General features: G+C 70.8%; 17 protein-coding genes. 10 read left to right on the top strand and 7 right to left on the bottom strand.

Translation table 11 applies throughout. The features are described 5' to 3' along the window. The first annotated feature begins 27 nt into the window (after window positions 1–27). The 5 genes from ABD093_RS08065 (at window position 28) to ABD093_RS08045 (ending at window position 3,788) form a co-directional block, all read left to right on the top strand. Window positions 28–975 carry an EamA family transporter gene (locus ABD093_RS08065; RefSeq protein WP_343923594.1) on the top strand — a complete coding sequence of 316 codons (948 nt, stop codon included), beginning with the start codon at window positions 28–30 and terminating at the stop codon, window positions 973–975. After that, a complete protein-coding gene (locus ABD093_RS08060) occupies window positions 972–1,616 on the top strand; it encodes an NAD(P)-dependent oxidoreductase (protein ID WP_193118076.1) in 645 nt (214 codons plus the stop codon). The genes ABD093_RS08065 and ABD093_RS08060 overlap by 4 nt, the downstream gene beginning before the upstream one ends. A gap of 84 nt (window positions 1,617–1,700) precedes the next feature. After that, window positions 1,701–2,915: a M20 metallopeptidase family protein gene (locus ABD093_RS08055; protein ID WP_193118075.1), complete on the top strand. Its 1,215-nt coding sequence runs from the start codon at window positions 1,701–1,703 to the stop codon at window positions 2,913–2,915. A 112-nt stretch (window positions 2,916–3,027) separates the two neighbouring features. Further along, complete coding sequence (locus ABD093_RS08050; protein WP_193118074.1) at window positions 3,028–3,531, top strand: DUF2975 domain-containing protein; 504 nt, start codon at window positions 3,028–3,030, stop codon at window positions 3,529–3,531. Continuing rightward, window positions 3,531–3,788, top strand: coding sequence for a helix-turn-helix domain-containing protein (locus ABD093_RS08045; protein ID WP_343923589.1), 258 nt, complete (start codon window positions 3,531–3,533; stop codon window positions 3,786–3,788). Before ABD093_RS08050 ends, ABD093_RS08045 begins: the two co-directional genes overlap by 1 nt. A gap of 18 nt (window positions 3,789–3,806) precedes the next feature. Here ABD093_RS08045 and ABD093_RS08040 read toward each other — a convergent pair whose 3' ends face one another. Both ABD093_RS08040 and ku read right to left on the bottom strand, forming a co-directional pair. Continuing rightward, window positions 3,807–6,329 (bottom strand): excinuclease ABC subunit UvrA, encoded by a 2,523-nt coding sequence (locus tag ABD093_RS08040; RefSeq protein WP_319021607.1) that lies wholly within the window; start codon window positions 6,327–6,329, stop codon window positions 3,807–3,809. 42 nt (window positions 6,330–6,371) lie between these two features. Beyond that, window positions 6,372–7,415, bottom strand: coding sequence for a non-homologous end joining protein Ku (gene ku, locus ABD093_RS08035; RefSeq protein WP_343923587.1), 1,044 nt, complete (start codon window positions 7,413–7,415; stop codon window positions 6,372–6,374). 104 nt (window positions 7,416–7,519) lie between these two features. Here ku and ABD093_RS08030 point away from each other — a divergent pair, with 104 nt between their 5' ends. Together ABD093_RS08030 and ABD093_RS08025 are read left to right on the top strand one after the other, a co-directional pair. After that, the gene (locus tag ABD093_RS08030; RefSeq protein WP_343923585.1) at window positions 7,520–10,048 is read left to right on the top strand and encodes an ATP-dependent DNA ligase; all 2,529 of its coding nucleotides are present in this window, start codon (window positions 7,520–7,522) and stop codon (window positions 10,046–10,048) included. A 787-nt stretch (window positions 10,049–10,835) separates the two neighbouring features. Then, window positions 10,836–11,039, top strand: coding sequence for a cold-shock protein (locus ABD093_RS08025; protein ID WP_193118110.1), 204 nt, complete (start codon window positions 10,836–10,838; stop codon window positions 11,037–11,039). A 130-nt stretch (window positions 11,040–11,169) separates the two neighbouring features. On the opposite strand, the gene ABD093_RS08020 is transcribed toward ABD093_RS08025, so the two are convergent. Next, on the bottom strand, window positions 11,170–13,473 hold the full coding sequence (locus ABD093_RS08020; protein WP_193118070.1) for a family 78 glycoside hydrolase catalytic domain: 2,304 nt from the start codon (window positions 13,471–13,473) through the stop codon (window positions 11,170–11,172). Window positions 13,474–13,676: 203 nt separating this feature from the next. On the opposite strand from ABD093_RS08020, the gene ABD093_RS08015 reads away from it, so the two are divergent. Then, a complete protein-coding gene (locus tag ABD093_RS08015) occupies window positions 13,677–14,396 on the top strand; it encodes a M50 family metallopeptidase (protein WP_193118069.1) in 720 nt (239 codons plus the stop codon). Window positions 14,397–14,491: 95 nt separating this feature from the next. Further along, the gene (locus ABD093_RS08010) at window positions 14,492–15,109 is read left to right on the top strand and encodes a biotin transporter BioY (protein WP_343923582.1); all 618 of its coding nucleotides are present in this window, start codon (window positions 14,492–14,494) and stop codon (window positions 15,107–15,109) included. A gap of 175 nt (window positions 15,110–15,284) precedes the next feature. Here the strand turns inward: ABD093_RS08010 and ABD093_RS08005 are convergent, their stop codons facing one another. Beyond that, complete coding sequence (locus ABD093_RS08005) at window positions 15,285–16,343, bottom strand: YdcF family protein (protein ID WP_343923580.1); 1,059 nt, start codon at window positions 16,341–16,343, stop codon at window positions 15,285–15,287. Window positions 16,344–16,435: 92 nt separating this feature from the next. On the opposite strand from ABD093_RS08005, the gene ABD093_RS08000 reads away from it, so the two are divergent. After that, window positions 16,436–16,867: a VOC family protein gene (locus ABD093_RS08000; protein ID WP_343923578.1), complete on the top strand. Its 432-nt coding sequence runs from the start codon at window positions 16,436–16,438 to the stop codon at window positions 16,865–16,867. A gap of 111 nt (window positions 16,868–16,978) precedes the next feature. Here ABD093_RS08000 and ABD093_RS07995 read toward each other — a convergent pair whose 3' ends face one another. The 3 genes from ABD093_RS07995 to ABD093_RS07985 form a co-directional block, all read right to left on the bottom strand. Beyond that, window positions 16,979–18,004, bottom strand: coding sequence for a YdcF family protein (locus ABD093_RS07995; protein ID WP_343923576.1), 1,026 nt, complete (start codon window positions 18,002–18,004; stop codon window positions 16,979–16,981). Between the two features lie 180 nt (window positions 18,005–18,184). Beyond that, window positions 18,185–19,621, bottom strand: coding sequence for a tagaturonate epimerase family protein (locus ABD093_RS07990; protein ID WP_343923574.1), 1,437 nt, complete (start codon window positions 19,619–19,621; stop codon window positions 18,185–18,187). Between the two features lie 130 nt (window positions 19,622–19,751). Further along, a complete protein-coding gene (locus tag ABD093_RS07985) occupies window positions 19,752–20,783 on the bottom strand; it encodes a zinc-binding alcohol dehydrogenase family protein (RefSeq protein WP_343923572.1) in 1,032 nt (343 codons plus the stop codon). Window positions 20,784–21,000 lie beyond the last annotated feature (217 nt).

Here is a 21,000-nt window from a genome sequence, read left to right as displayed (position 1 = left end):
GCCTACCGGGCGTCTAGATTCTCAACCATGAAACAGTTAGAGGTCGAAGGATTCAAGGTCGACGGTTCGCCTCCGCGCGGTCACGGGGTCCCGCCGGTTCCGTTGCCCGGCTCGCCTGCGGCACTCACCGTCGCCCTGACCGCGATCGCCCCGATCACGTGGGGCACCACCTATGTCGTCACCACCGAGCTGCTGCCCCCGGACCATCCCCTGTGGTCCGGGGTCCTGCGGGCGCTGCCCGCCGGGCTGCTCGCCCTCGCCCTCGGCCGCGCTCTCCCGCACGGTCACTGGTGGTGGCGCTCCCTGCTCCTGGGGACGCTCAACATCGGCGCCTTCTTCCCGCTGCTGTTCCTCGCCGCCTACCTGCTGCCCGGGGGAGTGGCGGGAGTGTTCGGTGCCACCGGGCCGCTGCTGGTCGCGGTGCTCGCCGCCGTCCTGCTCCGGGAACGACCGACCGCACGACGGCTGACCTGGGGAATCATGGCCGTCCTCGGGGTCGCAGCCATGGTGCTCGGGCCCGACGCCGCGCTCGATCCGCTCGGGGCCCTCGCCGGCCTGGGCGGCGTGACGTCCATGGCGGTGGGCACCGTGCTGTCCAAGAAGTGGCGCCCACCCGTCGGCCCGATCGCCTTCGCGGGCTGGCAGCTCACGGCCGGTGGTCTGGTGATCCTCCCGCTCGCCGTGGCCGTCGAAGGTGCGCCGCCGGCGCTCGACGCGCAGGCCGTGGCGGGTTACGCCTGGCTGACGCTCGTGGGCGGGCTGCTCGCCTATGCGCTGTGGTTCCGGGGGCTGGGTCGGATGCCGGCCGGGAGCGCCGCCTTCCTGCCGGTGCTCTCGCCCCTGGTCGCCGCCGTGCTCGGATACCTCGTGCTCGGCGAGCAGCTCACCGCCGTCCAGCTGGGTGGCTTCGCCCTCGCGCTGATCGCGGTGGTCGCCGCCCAGAGGACGTCGCGCCGACGGGAGGGGTCGGCATGAGGATCCTGATCATCGGGGGGACCGGCGCGGCAGGCTCGCGCATCGCGGCCGAGGCGCAACGGCGGGGCCACGCGATCACCATCGCGTCTCGGACGACGGGGATGAGGGTGGATGCCTCCGACACCGAAGCGGTGGCCGCGGCCGCGGCGCGCATGGACGTCGTCATCGCGGCGACACGGCCGGCGCTTGGGCGAGAGGCCGACGTGGTCGCGGTGACCGCGGGTCTCACCACCGGAACGGCCCGGGCAGGCGCGCGCCTGCTGGTCGTGGGCGGCGCCTCGCCGCTGCGCGTGCCCGGCACCGGACGGACGGCGATCGAGGACCCGCGCTGGGTGCCCCCGACGATCCGGCCGATCGCCGCCGCGAGCACCCGCCAGCTCGAGATCCTGCAGTCGGCCGGTCGGGAGAGTGCCTGGACCTACCTGGCGCCAGCGGCGGACTTCGCGCCTGCCGCGGACCGCACGCCGGGCCTCGGCCAGGGCTCCTATCGCCTCCACCTCGGGCGTGACGGGTCCGTCCCCGACCTCGTGATCGCTGCGGACGGCACCTCCCGCATCTCGATGGAGGACTTCGCGCTCGCCGTGCTCGACGAGGTCGAGGAGCCGCGCATGCTCCGCGGGGTCATCGCCGTCGGCACCTGAGGTGCGGCGCGCGGGACGCGGTGGCGGCAGGTCCGTGAGCGGGCCAGGATGGGGCAACCCCTGATCACGTGGAAGGACCCTCGCATGGCAGACCTCGCCCCCGGTGACGACCGCTTCCTCGAGCAGCTGATCGATCTGCGACGTCGGCTGCACACCACCCCCGAGATCGGGCTGCAGCTGCCCGTGACCCAGCAGCTCGTGCTCGACGCGCTCGCCGATCTCGACCTCGAGATCACGCTGGGAACCGAGACCACCTCGGTGATCGCAGTGCTCCGCGGCGGCCGTCCCGGACCGGTGGTGCTGCTGCGGGGCGATATGGATGGCCTGCCCCTCGTGGAGGACACCGGCCTCCCGTTCGGCTCGACCAACGGGGCGATGCACGCCTGCGGCCACGACCTGCACGTCGCCGGGCTGGTGGGCGCGGCGCGACTGCTCGCCGCTCGGCGCGCGGAGCTCCCCGGGACCGTCCTGTTCATGTTCCAGCCGGGGGAGGAGGGGTACGACGGGGCGAGCGTCATGCTGCGCGAAGGCGTGCTCGAGGCGGCGGGGGAGCGGCCGATCGCCGCCTACGGGATCCATGTCGCCGCGGACGTCGCCAGCGGCATGATCGCCAGCCGGCCCGGCACGCTGATGGCCGCCTACTCCGTGCTCGATGTGCGCGTGGTGGGGCGCGGAGGCCACGGCTCCCGCCCTCACGAGGCGCTGGACCCGGTGCCGGCCACCGCCGAGATGATCTCCGCGCTGTACACGCACATCACCCGCCGGTACAGCGCCTTCGACCCCGTGGTGCTCACCGTCGGCGAGATCCACGCCGGAAGCGCGCCGAACATCATCCCCGATCAGACCCATTTCCGAGTGGGTGTGCGCTCGTTCAGCAACGCCACTACCGAGTCGCTGGTCGCCGAGCTTCCCCGCTTCGTCACCGACATCGGCCGCGCCCACGGCCTCACGGTGCACGCGACCATGCGCACGGTCCTCCCCGCCACGATCAACGACGACGTCGAGGCGGCGACCTTCGGGGAGACCGCCCGCGCCCTGTTCGGTGCGGAGCGCTACCAGGAGCTGGCGAACCCGCGCACGGGGTCCGAGGACTTCTCCCGGGTGCTCGCGGAGATCCCCGGGGCGTACGGATACGTGGGAGCGGCGAAGGATCTCGACCCCGAGCATCTGCCCGCCTCGAACCATTCCCCGCAGGCCCGTTTCGACGACTCCGTGCTCGCGGACCAGGCGCTGCTGCTGGCAACCCTGGCCTGGAACCGACTGCAGGCAGAGGTGGGGGAGGGTGACCCCGTGATCTGAGCACACACCCACGGCGCACATCGATAATCGATGAATTATTGCTGTTGAACGATGTCCTCCCCGTGAGCTCCGTCGACCGGGCGGATCACGACGGACCTGAGGGAGCGATGCCATGAGCGCGGTGGGTGTGACGATTCTTCGGGTGATCATCTGGATCTCGTTGCTGGGCGCCCTCGTGCTGCAGGGCGTGATCGTGATGGCGGGGCTGCTCGACCAGGCCGGGATACCCACGTTCGCCATCGTGATCCTCTCGCTCGGCGTCCTCGGGATCCTGGCCCTGCAGGTGATCGGAGTCTGCATCCTGCGTCTGCTCGGCCTTGTGCGGCACGGTCGGGTGTTCTCGCAGCGCTCCTTCCGCTATGTCGACGTGATCATCGGAGCGATCGGAGCCTGCTCCGTGCTGGTCCTGGCGTTCGCGCTGGTCGGCGTCTGGGCGAATCGCACCACCCCCGGGGACGAGATGGCGCCGGGGATGGTCGGCGCGCTGTGCGGATGCGCCCTGGTCATCGCCGGTGTCGCCCTCGTCGTGTACGTGCAGCGCCAGCTGCTGGTCCAGGCCACGCTCACCGCAGAGCAGGCCCGCTCCCTCCGAGCAGAGCTCGACGAGGTGATCTGATGGCGGTCGTCGTCGACCTCGACGTGATGCTCGCCCGGCGGAAGATGCCGGTGGGCGTGCTCGCCGAGCGGGTCGGCATCACCGCGGCGAACCTCTCCGTGCTCAAGAACGGCCGTACCAGGGCGGTGCGCTTCTCGACGCTCGCTGCACTGTGCGAGGTGCTGGACTGCCAGCCCGGCGATCTGCTCCGCTGGGAGCCCGACGTCGCCGACTCTGCCGGCTCCGCCGACGCTGGCGGGTCAGAGCTCGCTTCGTGACCTGGTCCCGGGTTCTCCTCAGCGCGCCCTGTCGGTGAGGAGGTGCTCGCGCAGGTAGCGACCCGTCACCGACGCGTCGATCGCGGCGACGTCCGACGGGCTGCCCGTCGCGACGATCCGGCCGCCGGCCTCGCCGCCGCCCGGCCCCATGTCGATCACGTGGTCGGCGTTGGCGACCATGTCCAGATCATGCTCGATGACCACGACGGTCGCGCCGCGGGTGACGAGGCGATCCAGCACGGACAGCAGGGTGCGCACGTCCCGCGGGTGCAGGCCCACGCTCGGCTCGTCGAACACGAACAGGGCGTCGTCCTGGCGGCGATCGATCTGCCCGGCGAGCTTGAGCCGCTGCGCCTCCCCGCCGGACAGCGCCGGGGTGTCCTCGCCGAGCGTGAGATAGCCCAGCCCCAGATCGACCAGGGCCTGCAGCTTCTTGCGCACCGCCGGCAGATCACCGACCGCGTCGAGCGCCTCGCGCGCCGTGAGCGACATCAGATGGGGCAGAGACACACCGACGGGTGAATCCGGGCGCGGTCGCAGGATCTCGTCGGCCTCCGGGGCGTAGCGGTGCCCGCCGCATTCAGGGCAGTCGATATCGATGTCCGGGAGGAACTGGACGTCCAGCGAGACCCGCCCGGTGCCCTCGCAGCGCGGGCAGCGCAGCGAGCCGGTGTTGTAGGAGAAGTCCCCGAGCGTGAGCCCCTGCTCGCGGGCCGCGTCGGTGCGGGCGAAAGCACGGCGCAGATCGTCCTGCACCCCGCTGTAGGTCGCGACGGTGGAGCGCACGTTCACCCCGATCGGCGTGGCATCGATCTGGTGGACCCGCAGGATCCCCTCGTCCTCGAGCTCCGTCACATGCGCCGGGAGCCGACGGTTCTCGAGCCGTGCCCGCAGCGCCGGCACCAAGGACTCGAGCACCATCGTCGTCTTGCCGGAGCCCGAGACGCCGGTGACCGCGGTGAAACGGCCGCGAGGGATCTCCACCTCGAGCGCATGGACCGTGTGCACGGGATCGGTGCGCAGGCTCAGGCAACCGTCGGCGAAGACGTCGCCTCCTGCCTGCTCGCGCACGACGACCGGCTTCCGACCGGTCAGGAACCCGCTCAACAGGGAATCCGCGGAGTCCTCGATATCGGCCACGGAGCCCGCGGCGACGACGGTGCCGCCGTCCTTGCCCGACCCGGGACCGATCTCGATCAGGTGGTCCACCGCCCGCAGCACCTGCACGTCGTGGTCCACGAGCACCACGGAGTTCCCGTCGGCCAGCAGGTCGCCGACCAGGGTGAGGAGCCCGTCGATGTTCGAGGGATGCAGGCCGATGCTGGGTTCGTCGAGCACGTAGAGCACGCCGGTGGTGCGGTTGCGCACCGCGCGGGCGAGCTGGACCCGCTGCAGCTCCCCGGTCGAGAGCGAGGACCCTGCCCGATCCAGGGCCAGGTAGCCCAGTCCGAGCTGGACCAGACGATCGGCCATGGACAGCAGCGTCTCCACGAGCGCCCGGGCCATCTGGCGCATCTCGCCCGGCAGCGGATCCACGACCGTCGGTGCCCAGGCGATCAGCTCGTCGAGCGTCTTCGCCGAGGCCTCGGCCAGGTCGATCCCGTCGAGCCGGGGGAGGAGCGCAGCGGGGCTCAGACGGGTGCCGTCACAGTCGGGGCAGGTGCTCACGGCGAGGAACCGGGAGACCCTCGACAGGCGCTTCTCGGTATCGGCCCGGGCCAGCTCGGCGGTGACGGTCAGGCGGGCGTTGCGGAACGTGAAGTCGAGGTCGTGGATGCCCTTCTTGCTGGTGACCGTGATGTGCTTCTTCTCCTCGGGCCCGTCGAGGACGATCTCGCGCTCCCAGTCCTCGAGGTCCTGCCAGGGCACATCCGTGCGCACCCCGAACTCCCGGGCGATGTCCGGCTGCACGTTGAAGCCGAACATCGACCAGGGCACCACAGCGCCCCCGTCGAGGGTCTTCGACGGATCCGGGACGAGAGTCGCATCGTCGACCGTGCGCACCACGCCGATGCCCTCGCAGCGCGGGCAGGCCCCCTCGGCGTTGAAGGCGAGTGCTTCCGCGCCGGGAGCGACGACCTGCTCGCCGCACTCGGGGCAGGCGATCGGCACCTCGGCGGCGACGTCGATCGTGGGGCCGATGCGATGGCCGTTGGGGCACACGTGCGAGGCCAGGCGCGAGACCATCAGCCTCAGCACGTTCAGCAGCTCGGTCGAGGTGCCGAAGGTGGAGCGCACCCCGGGCACTCCGGGCCGCTGGCGCAGGGCGAGCGAGGCGGGCACGTGGGTGACCTCGTCGACGTCCGCCCGCGGGGCCTGGGACATGCGGCGGCGCGTGTAGGTGGACAGCGCCTCGAGGTATCGGCGCGAGCCCTCGGCGTAGAGCACGCCCATCGCGAGCGAGGACTTCCCGGAGCCGGAGACCCCGGCGATGCCCACCACGCGGTGCAGCGGCACGTCCACGTCCAGATCGCGGAGGTTGTGGACGCGGGCGCCCCGGACCTCGATGGCTGTGGGCTGGGGGCCTGCGTGATCGATCACGAGCGCCAGGCTACTCGCGGGGGCCGACGCACGGGCCGACGACTATGCGGACTTCTTCGTGCTGCCGGACTTCGTCGAAGCACCGGACTTCTTGGAGCCACCGGACTTCTTCGCTCCGCTGGCTTGCCTCGAACCGCTGGACTTCTTCGCTCCGTCGGCTTTCTTCGAGCTGCCGGTCTTCTTCGCTCCGTCGGCTTTCTTCGAGCTGTTCGAGCTGTTCGAGCTCTTCGAGGCCTTCGATCCCTTCGTCGCCTGCGCTGCCTTCGCATCCCCGGAGGACGATCCCGATCCGCGGCGCTTCTGCACGCTGCGCTCGAGCGCGTCCATCAGGCTGATGACCTTCCCGCCCCCATCGCCGTCGTCTCCGTCATCGGCCGACCCGTCCTTGCCGAACGTCGCATCCGTATCGACCGAGTCGCCCTCGTCGAGCTTGGCCTCGACCAGCTCGCGCAGCTGCTCCTGGTACTCATCGGTGAACTGCTCGGGATCGAAGTCGCCGCTGAACTGCTCGACCAGCGAGGCCGACATCGTCAGCTCCTTGGCGCTGATCGTCGTCTTCGACGGGCCGAAGTCGACGTCCTTCAGGTCGGTCGGCCAGCGCAGGGTCTGCAGGGCGAGGAGGTCCTCATGGACCCGCAGCACGCCGAGGCGGGTCTTGGTGCGCAGCGTGAAGGTGACGATGGCTGTGCGCTCGGTGTCCTCGAGCGTCCGGCGCAGCAGCACATAGGCCTTGGAGGACCGGCCGACCGGTTCGAGGAAGTAGGACGTGCCCAGCAGGATTGGATCCACCTGCTCGTCGCGCACGAACTGCACGACGTCGATCTCGTCGTTGTCCTCGGCGGGCAGGTCCTCGAGCTCCTCGTCGGTGAGGACGACCGTCTTGTCGCCGTCGTCGTACGCCTTGTCGATGTGCTCGTAGTCGATCTCGCGGCCGCACACCTCGCAGGTGCGCTGGTACCGGATGCGTCCCTGGTCCTCGTCGTGGACCTGGTGGAAGGAGAGGTCGTGCGACCTGGTGGCCCCGTAGAGCTTCACCGGGACGTTGACGAGCCCGAACGTGATCTCACCGCTCCATATCGCGCGCATGCCCCCATGACACCACGCGCGGTCGGCGCACGCCAGGAACGATCGGTAGGCCGATTTCCTGCTCGGGCCGTGACGATCCCCGTGACGCAGGGCACAGTGTGGTCATGGCTACCGGAGAGCAGAAGGTCAGGATCGACGACCGCACGCTGAAGGTCTCGAACCTCGAGAAGATCTACTACCCCTCGACGGGGACCACGAAGGGAGAGGTGCTGGACTACTACCGGCGCATCGCTCCGGTGATGATCCCGCAGGCCACGCGGCGACCTGCGACCCGCAAGCGCTGGGTCGACGGGGTGGGCACGGCCGAGCATCCCGGCTCGGTGTTCTTCCGCAAGGACCTCGAGGATCACGCACCGGACTGGGTGCCGCGCGCGGACATCGAGCACAAGGACGGCACCTCGACCTACCCCCTGGTCGACGAGACCGCCGTGCTGGTGTGGCTCGCGCAGCTGGCCACCCTCGAGATCCACACCCCGCAATGGCGCTTCGACGAGGACCTCGCACCGTCGAACCCCGATCGGCTGGTCCTGGATCTCGATCCTGGGGAGGGAGCGGGCCTTCCTGACTGCGCCCGCGTCGCCCAGTGGTGCCGCGAGATCCTGGAGGGGATGGGGATGGAGTCCTACCCCGTCACCTCGGGATCCACAGGCATCCACCTCTACGCGCCCCTGGACGGCGACGCCACAGCCGAGGAGATCGCCCAGGTCGCCCACGAGCTGGCGAGGTCCCTCGAGGACGACCACCCCGATCACGTCGTCAGCGACATGAAGAAGTCGTTGCGAGCGGGCAAGGTGCTCGTGGACTGGTCGCAGAACAACGGGCATAAGACCACCGTGTGCCCGTACTCCCTGCGAGGCCGGCTGCGCCCCACGGTGGCGGCGCCCCGCACCTGGGAGGAGATCGAGGATCCCGAGCTCGACCAGCTCGAGTTCGAGGAGGTCCTGCAGCGGATCGAGGACGACACGGACCCGATCGCGGCCCTGGGCATGAACGGCAGCGCGGGGAGCGGGTCGGCCGGCACGTCGCGTGACCGGCTGGAGGTCTACCGCTCCAAGCGTGATGCCACGAAGACCCCCGAACCGGTTCCGACAGCAGGCTCCGACTCCGACTCCGGTTCCGACGCCGCGCAGGAAGCGCTCGAGGCCCTGCGCTCCGAGGCGCCGATGTTCGTGATCCAGGAGCATCACGCCTCCAGCCTGCACTGGGACTTCCGCCTCGAGCACGACGGCGTGCTGGTCTCCTGGGCCGTGCCCAAGGGGCCCCCGCTCGACGTCGACGTGAACCGGCTCGCCGTGCAGACGGAGGACCATCCGCTCGAGTACGGCACCTTCGAGGGGACGATCCCGACGGGCGAGTACGGCGGCGGTGACGTCACCCTCTGGGACTCCGGCACGATCGAGATCGAGAAGTGGCGCGAGGGCAAGGAGGTCATCGTCGTCTGCCACGGTCGCGGGGACGGCGGACTCGGCGGGGCACCGCGCCGTTTCGCCTTCCTCCACACCGGATGCATGGGCGGGACGACGAAGTCCGCGGCGGCAGAGAAGAAGGCCGACGCGAACTGGCTGCTGCATCTCATGAAGGACCAGCCGACGGCAGGGGACGGGGCGCCCTCTGCGTCATCCTCCTCCGGAGCCCGATCCGCGCCGGCCGGGATGAGCGACCCGATCTCCCCGATGCTCGCCACCCTCGGCCGCCGCGAGGACATCCGGGACCAGGACGACTGGGCCTTCGAGATGAAATGGGACGGGGTGCGCGTCATCGCCACCGTCACCGCCGACGCCGTGCGCCTGACCAGCCGTGGCGGCAAGGACCTCACCGCCACCTTCCCCGAGCTCGCCGAGCTCCAGGACGCTCTCGATCCGGAGATCCTCGCGGCGGGCGAGAGCGTCCTGGACGGGGAGATCGTCGCGCTCGACGCCCACGACCGTCCCTCCTTCTCCCGGCTCCAGCAACGCCTGGGCCTCACCCGCGAGCGCGACGTCCAGCGGGCGTGGGAGGAGGTCGAGGTGCACGTGATGCTCTTCGATCTTCTGGTGCGCGGCGGCGACTCCCTGTTGCGCACCCCGTACCGGGCACGACGCGACGCCCTGTTCGCCGCGGTGGAGGCAGCCGAGCACGTCCATCTGCCGCACGCCGATCACGGCGACGTCGACCATGCGATCGAGCTCTCGCAGGAGCTCCAGCTCGAAGGGGTCATGGCGAAGACGGAAACCGGCATCTACCGGCCCGGCAAGCGCGGCCGCACCTGGATCAAGCTCAAGAACGCCCGCCATCAGGAGGTGGTCGTCATCGGCTGGAGGCACGGCAAGGGCGGGCGCTCCGGGAGCATCGGATCCCTGCTCGTCGCCGTGCCCGACGCCCAGGGACGCTTGAGCTATGCCGGTCGCGTCGGCACCGGATTCAGCGACCGCGACCTCGAGCAGATCGCGAGCACGCTCGGATCCCGCACCCGGAAGACCCCGCCGGTGGACGACGTGCCCGCGGCGGACCGTCGGGACGCGGACTGGGTGCGCGCGGACCTCGTCGGCGAGGTCCAGCACACCGAGCGCACCGAGGACGGCCGGCTGCGCCACCCCGTCTGGCGCGGGTGGCGACCCGACAAGGAGGCGGCGGAGGTCCGATGGGAGGAGTGAGCCCGCTGCCTGCTCCCGGAGGGGGTCGGCGTCGGCTGCTGACCACGTGGTCGTCCGGTCCGATGGCGCTGCACCGCGTCCGTCGCCACGCTCCCCACAGGATCATCGTGCAGGTCATCACCGATATCGATGGCCCGGCTGCCACGCGGATCCACGGTTGCCGCGTCCGGTGGATCACATGTGGTCACACGCGGTCCCGCGGATGCCGTAGTCTCCTCGGAGTCGTTCGAACGATCTCGCCTCGGCGGGACGGCACGCACCACCTCCTCCGGGTCGTGGATCCGGGTGCTGAGAGCGGATGGCCGCACGGCGCTGGATGCCTCTTTCGGAGGCGACCGACGACGGTCGCGCAGAACACCTACGAAATTGAGTATTCATCACCTCCTCCGCACTTCTCAGTACGTACGACGACGTCTCGACGTCACCCCTCTCGTCCGCGCCGATGGCCGCCTCCCTGGTCGTTGCAGCGCACCCCACCCTCTCCTGGCTCCGAGCCGATGACGACGTCCACGTCGCCACGCTCGCCGGAGAGTTCGCCGGCCACGTCGTCAGCCCTGCCGCTGACGCGCCGGTCCACACGGCCTTCGGGCCCCAGTTCGGCCGCATCGGCGACTTCATGTCGCTGGCCGCGGCTCAGGCGGCCCTCGAGGCCGCACACGCACCCCGTCCTGGCAGCACCGACCGCATCGGTCGGCGCAACGCCTGGGGTGCACCACATCCGCGGCGGCGCCGTCGCCACGGATACCCGGGCCACGAACGTGGTTCACGACAACGAAGGAATATCGCCATGGCTACTGGCATCGTCACCTGGTTCAACTCCGACAAGGGCTACGGCTTCATCGCCCCCGAGGACGGCTCCGCCGATGTGTTCGCGCACTTCAGCGCGATCGCCGGCACCGGCCGTCGCGATCTCGAGGAGAACCAGCGCGTGGAGTTCGAGACCGAGCAGGGCCCCAAGGGCATGCAGGCAGTGAACATCCGCGCCATCTGAGCGCCCCGGTCGATCACTGATCGGCCCTGAAGACCGGTGGGTCCGCCTCGCGGATCCCGGTCAAGACCACGACGCCCGTCGGGTCCGGCATCACGCCGGAACCGGCGGGCGCCGTTCTATGTCCCGGGTGTCACCAGGACACGGAGTGGAGCCCCGGCTCCAGATGCTGCTCGAGGCCGGGAAGCATCACGCGGGCGCGGGTGCCCTCGGGCACCTCGAGCGTCACGATCCGGGCGTCGCGGTCCACGTCGACCACGATCTCGCCGTGGATCGTGCGGCGCGACAGCTCGATCCGGCCGACGGGGACGTCCGGGTCCGGGACGACGTCGAACTCCCGCCACCCGTCCGGGCCACGGCGCAGCCCGGCGACGTTCTCGTGGATCCACGTCGCGGGGGTCCCCATGAAGTAGTGGGAGCAGGAGCGGGGCTCGTGCCACATCTCCATGAACGTGGAGTTCCCGGCGTCCAGCCACCCCTTCCACCCCGGCGCCGTCGGGTTCGACAGCACGCGGAGTGCGAGCTCACCGTGCCCGTGGGCCGAGAGCACGGGCAGCAGGAAGCGCACCCCGATGTGCCCGCAGTCGTGGTGGGCGTCGCGCTCCTCGAGGTCCGCGACCAGGTGTGAGACCACCGTGGCGACCCGGCTCGGGGGAACGACCCCGAAGGCCAGGGGCACCAGGTTGCTGGTCTGGCGGTACTCAGTGGAGCCCGGGTCGCGGTACACCCCGCGCCGAGGGTCGAGGAAGACGGTGTTCACGGCGGCCTCGAGGGTGGTGGCGTCGTCGAGCAGCTGCGCCGGGGTGGGAACTCCCGTGATCTGGTCGCCGCGGGAGGTCCAGGGGTTGCCGTCCGTCGGGCTGCCCTCGATGCTCGCGAGCTCGACCGCATGGGCGAGGGCGCGCAGGCCGTGTGCGAGGAACAGCGTCGCCGTGAGGCGCTTGTCCTCCGGGGCAGGGCCGGGGCTGCCGGGTGTCAGGTAGTCGCCGAGGACTCCCGAGACGAGGCCGTCCTCGTCGCGGCGGCCGAGCTCGTAGGACAGGTAGGCCGCGGCGGCGGGGCCCAGTTCGTGCACGATGTCCACCTCGCCGTATTCGGTGGCGAGTTCGTCGAGCAGCTCGGGAAGCAGCGAGGTCCACTCCGGGGCGGGGGAGAGCTCCTCATATCCCCAACCGGGATTCGGGGCGATCACGGAGAGGGAGCCGTCCGGGCGCTGGCCGTCGGCCTGATCGAGCGCCCACTTCCGCAGCATCCGGCGCATGTCGAAGCTCGCCACCATCGCGCTCAACCCCGTCAGGGCATCCCCGGTCCACCCGTTCTTCTCGTGCATCGGGGTGTCGGTGGGGACATGGTGCATGTTGTTCGCGAGCGACGCCCTCATCGCGGCATCGAAGCGCACGAGGTACTCGTCCGAGCTGGACAGGGCACTGGCGACGGAGAGATCTGCATGGGCGAGAAGTCCCGTGACCTCGAGGTCCTCGAGGGTTCCCAGCCGGGCCTGGAGCTCCACATACCGGAAGCCCTTATAGCTGAACTGCGGTTCGAAGGTGGGGGAGTCCCGTCCGAGCCGCACCAGATCCTCCTGGAAGCGGTCGGCGTGGATGTGCTCGTTGTCCGCGTCGACGCTGCCGTCGGCCCGGAGCTTCTCGCCGTGGACGGCGGAGAACTCCAGCGGCTCCTGCCCGCGGAGCGTGTACCGGCACCAGCCGGCGATCACGCGACCCATGTCGAGCACCACGCGCGCATCCCCGGAGTTCGTGGGGCCCGGTCCGGCGACCTCCACCGGGACGATCTCCTCCTGGACGATGACGGGCTCCTGGACCTGCAGCTGCATCCGTGGGGCGGCGATCGGTGCCGCGCGGCGGGATCCCGATCCCGGGCGGTCCACGAGCACACCCTCCCAGTCAGAGTCGTCGAAGCCGGCCTGCAGCCAGGCGTCGGGGTTCTGGCCACCCTCGAAGACCTCACCCTCGTACATCGAATCCGCGGAGATCGGCCCGGGCGCCGTGCGCCACCCCTCGCCGGTGGCGATCGCCCGGGAGGTGCCGTCGGCCAGCTCGACGCGGAGGTGCGCCCAGGCGCGCACCGGACCGCGCCAGGGCGCCTGCTCCCACCGCCATACGTTCGGGGTGGACATGTCGTGGAACCCGCGCCCCAGCGAGATGCCCAGCACGTTCGTGCCCCGCGTGAGCAGCTCGGAGACGTCCGCCTCGCACACCTGCACCCGATGTCGCGGGTCGGTCAGGCCCGGGTCCAGCCGCGAGGGCCGGTAGGGGGAGCCGTTGACGAAGGCTCGGAAGGCGCCCAGGCCGGTCACGAGCAGCCGGGCGGACGTCGGCGGGGCGCTGAGCTCGAACGTCGTGCGGAGCAGGGGGTTCTGCGGATCCGTGCCCGGGGCGGCGATCCAACGGGCAAGGGAGGGGTTGACGTCCGCCATCGGCAGTTTCCACCTGGTTCTTCGTATCCGCGTCGACAAGTGCCGACAGTCTGGCATGCGGCCGGTCGCCGTTCCCGCAGGAGCGGGTGGACAGGCGGTCGCGGACGGATGGGACGGCCGCGGATGCGTGGGGCGTGTGTGGGTCGTGCGTGGGCCTGGCTCTGCCTCCGTGGTTCCCGGGGGAGCACTGCGACGATGGGGGGATGGATCTGCAGACTGTCGGCCGCGCGGTGTGGGAGCGCATCGTGCCCGCGCCCGTCCCCGAGGCGGGATGGTGGGTGCTGCTGGCCCTCGCCGTGGCGCTCGTGGTCGTCGCCCTCGCACCGCTGTGGCGCCTTGCGCGGCCCGCCGTGACGATCGTGCATGAGCTCGGCCACGCGATCATCGGCATGCTCTGCGGCCGGCGTTTCACCGGCTTCGTGGTCAGCGCCGACATGTCAGGCCACGCGGTGACCGTCGGCCCTCGGCGCGGCGCCGGACGCATCATCTCGACCTGGGCCGGCTATCCCGCCCCTGCCGTCCTGGGAGCCGTGCTGATCCAGATAGCGCTGCAGGGCTGGTCCCGCACGGCGCTGTTCGCAGCGCTCGTGATCCTCCTGCTCTCGCTGGTGTTCACCCGCTCCGCGCACACCCTGCTGGTGGTGCTCGCGAGCATCGTCGGGATCGGCGCCGTGTGGTGGTGGGGGAGTCCCGGTGTCAGTGCCCTGCTCACCCTCGCGGCCGGGGTGTTCCTCCTGCTCGGCGCCTGGCGGCACCTCGGGGCCGTCATGCGCGGGGGCGGGAGGTCCGACGACCCGGGCCAGCTCGCACAGCTCACACCGCTGCCCGCATGGACCTGGAACCTCGGCTATGTCGTCGTGCTCGCCGCCTGCACGTGGTGGGCCGGGACGGCGCTCGTCCCGCAGGGGCTCGGCGGGGGCTGAGCGCGTGGGGTGCTCACCGTGTGACGCCGACGGACCGAGGATGCGTAGTCTGGCCTACGCTGATCCCTTCCCCGCCCGACCCTCCGAGGAGCTCCATGTCCGCGATCGCCGTTCCGGCCCGCCGTCCCGTCCTGGCCGATGCCCTGGCCCCGCACCGTTCCCGCCTGCAGGATGCCGGACTGGTCCTCGCCGGGACCGCCGTGGTCGCGCTGCTCGCCCAGATCACGATCCCGCTGCCGCTCGTGCCGATCACCGGCCAGACCCTCGGCGTGATCCTGGTCGGCGCCGCACTCGGCTCCCGCCGCGGCGCGATGGCGATGCTCACCTACCTGCTCGTCGGCCTCGCCGGCGCCCCGATCTTCGCCGAGTTCACCGGCGGGCCCGCCGCGGCCCTGTCCCCGAGCTTCGGCTTCATCCTCGGCTTCATCCCCGCAGCCTTCGTGGCCGGCTGGTTCGCCGAGCGCGCCTGGGATCGCAAGCCCGTCCTGGCCATGGTCGGCTTCGTCGCCGCGAGCGTGGTGCCCTTCCTGTTCGGCGTGCCGTACCTCGCCATGATCCTCAACGCCGTGATGGGCGCGGAGATGGGCATCGGGGGGATCCTCGCCGCCGGTGTGTGGCCCTTCCTCGCCGGTGGCCTGGTCAAGGCCGCGATCGCCGCGGTCCTGATCCCCGCCGCCTGGAAGGGTGTGCGCGCTCTCGACGAGCGGCGCTGAGCCACCTCAGCACGATCCTGTCCGGCCCGATCCCCCGAGCGCACCGATCCCGGTGCGCTCGGGGGATTCCGTCTGTCGGAGGCGCGCACGGCGACGGATCCGGACGATCGGCAGGTCGAACGCGGTGGTGCCGACCCAGCCGCCGGTCCGTCTCTCCGACAGGGTGGGACGGGTATCAGCCGGAGAGGACGGCCACGCGGATCAGCAGCGCGACGAAGGCGAGCGAGGGCAGGAACGTCACTGCGAGCCACACCTTCCGGTAGGACAGGATCGCGAGGAATTCTCGCAGCGTCGCGCTGGGGACGAAGTAGAACGCCGTCGGCCCGCCGATCGCCTCGTCGTCGAGTCCCAGCGAACGAGCCAGCAGAGCGGCGCGGAATGCGTGGTACCTGCTGGTGGTGACGATGTAGGGCCCCTGGAGGCCTGCGGCGTCGAGGATCCGGTGGGAGAAGGTCAGATTCTCTGCGGTGGTACGGGACTCCGTCTCGGCGTGGACGCGATCCGCAGGAACACCGGCCTCGTCCAGAAGGTACTCCGCCATCGCCTCGCCCTCGGCGCGCGGCTCGTCCTCGCCCCTGCCACCGGAGGGGACCAGCAGGGGATCGATCCCGATGCCGAGCAGTCGCTCGCGCTCGGACACCCCTCGGTCCAGGCGATTGCGCAGGAGTTTCGGGACGCGACCGCCGATCAGACCCGAGCCATGGATGATGATCCCCGGGGTGCCCAGCTTCCTCGGGAACAGCTGATAGGGGATCGAGGCGGCGAGGAACACCAGCAGGGCGAGCCCCATGTGCAGCGAGAGCAGAGCCAGGAGCGTCCCCGCGACGAGACCGAACGGCCCGCCTCTCGAGGCCAGGGCGATCGCCGTGATCGGAGCAGCGAGCAGGGCGAGGCCAGCCAGCCCGGAGAGCAGGTTGCCGAGCGAACGCCCTTCCTTGCGCGCCATGGTCGCTCCATTGGCGACCAGGAGGACGGCGAGCACCAGCACGCCCACCAGCGCGAGGCACCCCCCGGCCAGGACGAGCAGGTCTCCCAGAGGGAGGGTCGTCGCAACGAGCTGTGCGAACGTCGTCCCGCTCGAGTACAGCGCGATCAGCAGCAGCACCCCGTTGCGCACACGCCGGCGATCCTGCCGGAACACCAGCAGGTACACGGCCCACCAGAACGCCGTACCGATCATCGACCCCAGCATCCCCAGCTCCTCTCGAGCGCTTCTCGTCGTCTCTGCCGCCATCCTGACACCTCCCGGGCGCGGGACGGCGTGGAGTCACAGGGAACGGGACGTGCCGCGCCCGGTCGTCGGCCGCACCTGTCAGCATGGCTCGCATGGAGCAGAGAATCAGCCTCATCACCCTCGCTGTCCGCGATCTCTCGGTGAGCCGACGCTTCTACCTGGAGGGCCTCGGGTGGACATCGGAGCTCGACGTGCCCGGAGAGGTCCTCATGATCAGGGCGGGCGAGCATCTCGTCCTGGGCCTGTGGGATCGCGCCGCCTTCGAGGCGGAGGTCGGCGCGGTGAAACAGGGCGAGGGTGTCCCGCCGGTGACCCTCGCCCACAACGTCGCCGCACCCGACGAGGTCGACCGGATCCTCGAGCGTGCTCGGGAGCTCGCCGCCGGCCCGGTGGACGGGCCGGTGCGACGGGACTGGGGCGGGTACTCCGGGTACTTCGCGGATCCGGACGGCTACCGCTGGGAGATCGCGGTCAACCCCGGGCCGATCGGGCAGCTCGTGCTCCCCGGGGACCGGAGTTCCTGAACGATCCGGCCGTCGCTGCGTCCGACGTCTGCGGTCCCGCCTACGGCTCCCGCCGTCCGAGGGACGGTCACCCCCGCGCGCAGGAGCCGGAGGGCCCGCGAGCTCAGAAGCTCAGGAGCTCAGCGTGGCGACGCGCGTCAGCAGCAGCACGAGGAGCAGCGTCGCAGGGATCGAGGCGACGAGCCAGCGGATCCGGTACGACATCGTGATGACGAACTCCCGCAGCGTCGCGGTGGGCAGGTAGGACAGGGAGGTCCGGCCGCCGATCACCTCGTCGTCGAAGCCGAGGCTTCGCGCGAGCAGTGCGGCGCGGAACGCGTGGTACCGGCTGGTGGAGACGATGTAGGGGCCCTCGTGGCCCGCCCCGTCGAGGATCGCGTGCGACAGCACGAGGTTCTCCTCGGTGGTGCGGGACGCGGTCTCGGCGTGGACCCTGTCCGCCGGGACCCCGGCGACCTCGATCAGGTAGGCGGCCATGGCGGCGCTCTCTGCCGGGGTCCTCTCATCGCCCTTGCCTCCGGACGGGACCAGCACGGGATCGATCCCGAGTGCGAGGAGGCGATCGCGCTCGACGGCGGCACGGTCCAGGCGCCGCCGGAGCAGAGGAGGGACACGGCCGTCGAACAGGACGGAACCGAGGATGATGATCCCCGTGCTCTCGCGACGCGAGGGGAACAGCTGGTAGGGGACCGTGGCGCCGAGGAAGACGAGATAGGCGAGCCCCATGTGCGCGGCGATCACCCCACCCGTGACCCCGATCCCGAGGCTGAGCGGCGTCCCCGTCCCCAACAGGGCTCCGACGGCCCAGGGCGCGATCAGCAGGGCGAGCCCGCCGCACCCCGTGGAGAGACGCCCGAGCAGGCCGCTCTCCCAGCGGGACACCGCCACGGCGCCGACGACCACTGTGAGTCCCAGGGCGAGTGCGCCGACGACGGCGAGGGCCACGGCGACGAAGAGGATCACCTCGCCCGGCGGACGCCCCCGGAGGAGCAGACCGGCGATCAGCGAGATGCTCGCGTGGACCGCCATCAGCAGGGTGAACCCGGTGCGAAGGCGTCGACGGTCGTCCCGGAACAGCAGCAGGTAGGCCGGCCACCACAGCGCGGCGGCGATCAGCATGCCCAGCACACCCAGCACTGCTGACCCCTTCCGTCGCTCGTCAGGGACATCCTGGCATCTGCAGCAGGAGGTTCGGACCGCACAGTGGCGCTCCTGACATCTGGGAGCTGACCTGCTCGTCGGCCTGCCCGTGCTGAGAGGGGGCAGGCCGACGGTCAGGCGGGTGGGGTCGTGCGTAGGAGCTCGATCAGCGCTCCGTCAGAGGCCCGTCGTGGCCGCCGCGAAGGGTGCGAGGTGCTGGCCGATGTGGGCGGCGAGGACGTCGGTGTGCTGTGCCTGGTTCTCGGCGACCACGGCGAGGAAGCGGTCGTGGATCGAGGCGCCCGAGGCGTCGGTCCCGTTGAGCGAGTCGCCGTAGCCCACGTGCAGGATCTGGCGGGCGTCGGCCGAACGGATCAGCTCAGGCAGATCCACGCCGGCCAGCGAGGTCGGGGTGCGGTCCTCGTGGGCGGAGACCTGGTAGCTCGCGCGGGCCTTGACGTAGGAGGCGCGGGAGATGTCCCAGATCGCGGCGAACAGCTCCGGATCGTGGGCGGCCACGAACTCGACGCCGCACAGGTAGCTGGTGCCGGAGGTCTTCAGGTGCACCAGGCCCTGGGTGGCCTCGACGCACAGCGGGTAGATCGAGAACTTGTCCGACCCGGAGTGCAGGGAGATCTTGTAGCCGCCGAACTGCTGCGAGATCGCGTGGTGCGCCTCGAGGTTCAGGCGCAGCTCCTCCGTGTCGCCGAGGAAGTCCAGACCCTTCTCGAAGCCGTCCACGTAGCGCGGGGCGAAGCTGAACCAGGAGGCGCCCAGGCGCGTGAGCTCGGTGGCCATGTAGAAGTGCTCGAAGAAGGTGGTCAGCCACGTCGTCTCGTCGACGGCGAACTCGACCTCGATCTCGTGCTGCGCGTTCTCCGTGACGTGGCGGTACAGCCGCATGGACTCCACGACGGCTCGGCCGTACTTCACGACGGCGGTCAGGACGTCCTGCTCGGTGACCTCGATCTGCGAGTGGCCGACGTCCAGCGTCATCCCCACGTAGCGCTTCTTCGCGTCCTCGAGGGTGTCCTCGAGCTGGTCCCAGGGCAGAGCCGCGGCGTCGGCCTCGGTGACCCCGCCGGTGACGTCGGCGACCAGATCGCCCGGATCCAGGGTGAACATGACGAACCCGGCCTCGAGGCCGCGGTCGATGCCCTCGGTGGTCTTGATGTGGTCGCAGTCGGCGCCGAAGCCGCTCTCCCAGCCGGCCTCGACGAGCCCGAAGACGGCGTCGTCCATGACGGACCGGGCGCTGCGGCCCAGGCGGTCCATCTCACGGATCGACTGCTGCGCGAGGACCGGCATGACGTTCCCGCCCTGCGCGCCGAAGGCGCGGGCCTGGCCGGGGGTGGCGAGGCCGGTGCGGTCGCCGGTGCCGACGGAGGTGCGGTGGCCGCCGATCAGCTGGGGGCGCAGGGCCGGGAAGGCGGCCTGCAGGGCCTTCGCATTCGCGGTGGTCAGGGAGCCGGTCAGCACGTGGCCGTCGCCGGCCGCAGAGGCCTCGCCCTCGAAGGCGGACAGGGCCTCGGCGGTGGAGGCCTCCAGCTGGAGGGAGCGGACGGAGCCGTCGTAGCGGATGCTCGCCGCGAGGGAATCGGTGCGCAGAGTCATGGGGTTCTCCGATCAGAGAGGTGGGTGGGGGTGTCGTCGTGGAGGTCGAGGGGTCTCGGGCCAGCGGGGGAGCCGCGTGGGGTCGCGGGCCGGGGAACGGGCGAGATCGCGGGTCGGGTCCTGGGCAGGGTCATGGGGTCGCCGTAACGTCGAGGAGCACCTTGACCTCGTGCGTGGAGCCGGCTGCGGCGGCCTCGAGAGCGCCGCGCGCCTCGGTGAACGGGACGATGAGGGTGCGGATCGGCGAGACGTCCACCGCGCCGGTCCGCAGCAGCTCGATGAGGGTGGGGAAGACATCGCGGCTGTTGCGGGAGCCGAGCACGGTCAGCTCCTTCTTGATCAGCAGTGACTGGTTGAAGGTGACCTCGGCGGTGCCGTTGCCGATCAGCACCAGGCGGGCGCCGATGGCCGCGGCCTCGATCGCATTGAGGAAGGAGACCGGCAGTCCGGTCGCCTCGCAGACCACGTCGAAGCCGTCGCCGTCGGTCGCGGACTCGACGACGTCCGTCAGCGGTGCCTCACGGAGGTCGATCGTGCCGGCGGCGCCGAGCCGGTCGGCGAGCTCCAGGCGCGAGGGGACCACGTCGGCGATCCACACCTGCGCGCCGCGGGTGAGGGCGGAGAGCATCGTGAGCAGGCCGATCGCCCCGGCGCCGAGCACGAGCACGCGGTCCGCCGGGCCGACGTCCGCGCGCAGCACCGCGTGGTAGCCGATGGAGAAGGGCTCGACGAGCGCGAGGTCGCGGGGGTCCACCCCGTCGGCCCGATGCAGGCGGTCCAGGGGCATCACGATCAGCTCCTGGAAGGCCCCGTCGCGGTGCACGCCCATGGTCTCGTTGTGCTCGCAGGCGTTGATCAGGCCGCGGCGGCAGGAGTAGCAGGTGCCGTCCTGGAAGTACGGGACGCCGGTGACCACGTCGCCCACCTGGAACCCGGCGCTGTCCCCGCCTGCCGCGTGGATCTCGATGATCTCGGCCGAGAACTCGTGGCCCGGGACCCGGGGATAGGTGGTGAAGGGCTGGGTGCCGCGGAAGGTCTGGATGTCCGAGCCGCAGATCCCGGCGTAGCGCACGCGCAGCAGCGCCTCGCCGGGCGCCGGGACGGGATCGTCGATCTCGGTGACCACGGCGGTGCCGGGGGTCGTCACCTGCAGTGCTCTCATGGCGCTCCTGTCCGGGGTCGGCGTGGTGTCCAGCCGTGGCGTTCAGCGATGCACGCGCCGACTCATCAGGGTCCCGGCGCCGGGTTCCTGACCCGATCGCGCAGGACCATCGTAAACGATTGCACACCGGGGGCCAGCAGGGAAGGGGAGTTCATGGCGTAGGATTCTTCTGCACTGCAAAAGTTGCAGTCGGTGATCTGCCGCTGCACGGCACGTC

Origin of the sequence: Brachybacterium tyrofermentans (assembly GCF_039526165.1) — a bacterium.
Classification (GTDB): Bacteria; Actinomycetota; Actinomycetes; order Actinomycetales; family Dermabacteraceae; genus Brachybacterium; species Brachybacterium tyrofermentans.
Note: the sequence above shows the minus strand (reverse complement) of the source record. Positions and strands in the feature narration are given on the sequence as shown.

What these genes read in the sequence shown, in the direction of transcription:
- ABD093_RS08065 (WP_343923594.1), top strand. Translation starts at nt 28, where the DNA reads ATGAAACAGTTAGAGGTCGAAGGATTCAAGGTCGACGGTTCGCCTCCG.
- ABD093_RS08060 (WP_193118076.1), top strand. Translation starts at nt 972, where the DNA reads ATGAGGATCCTGATCATCGGGGGGACCGGCGCGGCAGGCTCGCGCATC.
- ABD093_RS08055 (WP_193118075.1), top strand. Translation starts at nt 1,701, where the DNA reads ATGGCAGACCTCGCCCCCGGTGACGACCGCTTCCTCGAGCAGCTGATC.
- ABD093_RS08050 (WP_193118074.1), top strand. Translation starts at nt 3,028, where the DNA reads ATGAGCGCGGTGGGTGTGACGATTCTTCGGGTGATCATCTGGATCTCG.
- ABD093_RS08045 (WP_343923589.1), top strand. Translation starts at nt 3,531, where the DNA reads ATGGCGGTCGTCGTCGACCTCGACGTGATGCTCGCCCGGCGGAAGATG.
- ku (WP_343923587.1), bottom strand. Translation starts at nt 7,415, where the DNA reads ATGCGCGCGATATGGAGCGGTGAGATCACGTTCGGGCTCGTCAACGTC.
- ABD093_RS08030 (WP_343923585.1), top strand. Translation starts at nt 7,520, where the DNA reads ATGGCTACCGGAGAGCAGAAGGTCAGGATCGACGACCGCACGCTGAAG.
- ABD093_RS08025 (WP_193118110.1), top strand. Translation starts at nt 10,836, where the DNA reads ATGGCTACTGGCATCGTCACCTGGTTCAACTCCGACAAGGGCTACGGC.
- ABD093_RS08020 (WP_193118070.1), bottom strand. Translation starts at nt 13,473, where the DNA reads ATGGCGGACGTCAACCCCTCCCTTGCCCGTTGGATCGCCGCCCCGGGC.
- ABD093_RS08015 (WP_193118069.1), top strand. Translation starts at nt 13,677, where the DNA reads ATGGATCTGCAGACTGTCGGCCGCGCGGTGTGGGAGCGCATCGTGCCC.
- ABD093_RS08010 (WP_343923582.1), top strand. Translation starts at nt 14,492, where the DNA reads ATGTCCGCGATCGCCGTTCCGGCCCGCCGTCCCGTCCTGGCCGATGCC.
- ABD093_RS08005 (WP_343923580.1), bottom strand. Translation starts at nt 16,343, where the DNA reads ATGGCGGCAGAGACGACGAGAAGCGCTCGAGAGGAGCTGGGGATGCTG.
- ABD093_RS08000 (WP_343923578.1), top strand. Translation starts at nt 16,436, where the DNA reads ATGGAGCAGAGAATCAGCCTCATCACCCTCGCTGTCCGCGATCTCTCG.
- ABD093_RS07990 (WP_343923574.1), bottom strand. Translation starts at nt 19,621, where the DNA reads ATGACTCTGCGCACCGATTCCCTCGCGGCGAGCATCCGCTACGACGGC.
- ABD093_RS07985 (WP_343923572.1), bottom strand. Translation starts at nt 20,783, where the DNA reads ATGAGAGCACTGCAGGTGACGACCCCCGGCACCGCCGTGGTCACCGAG.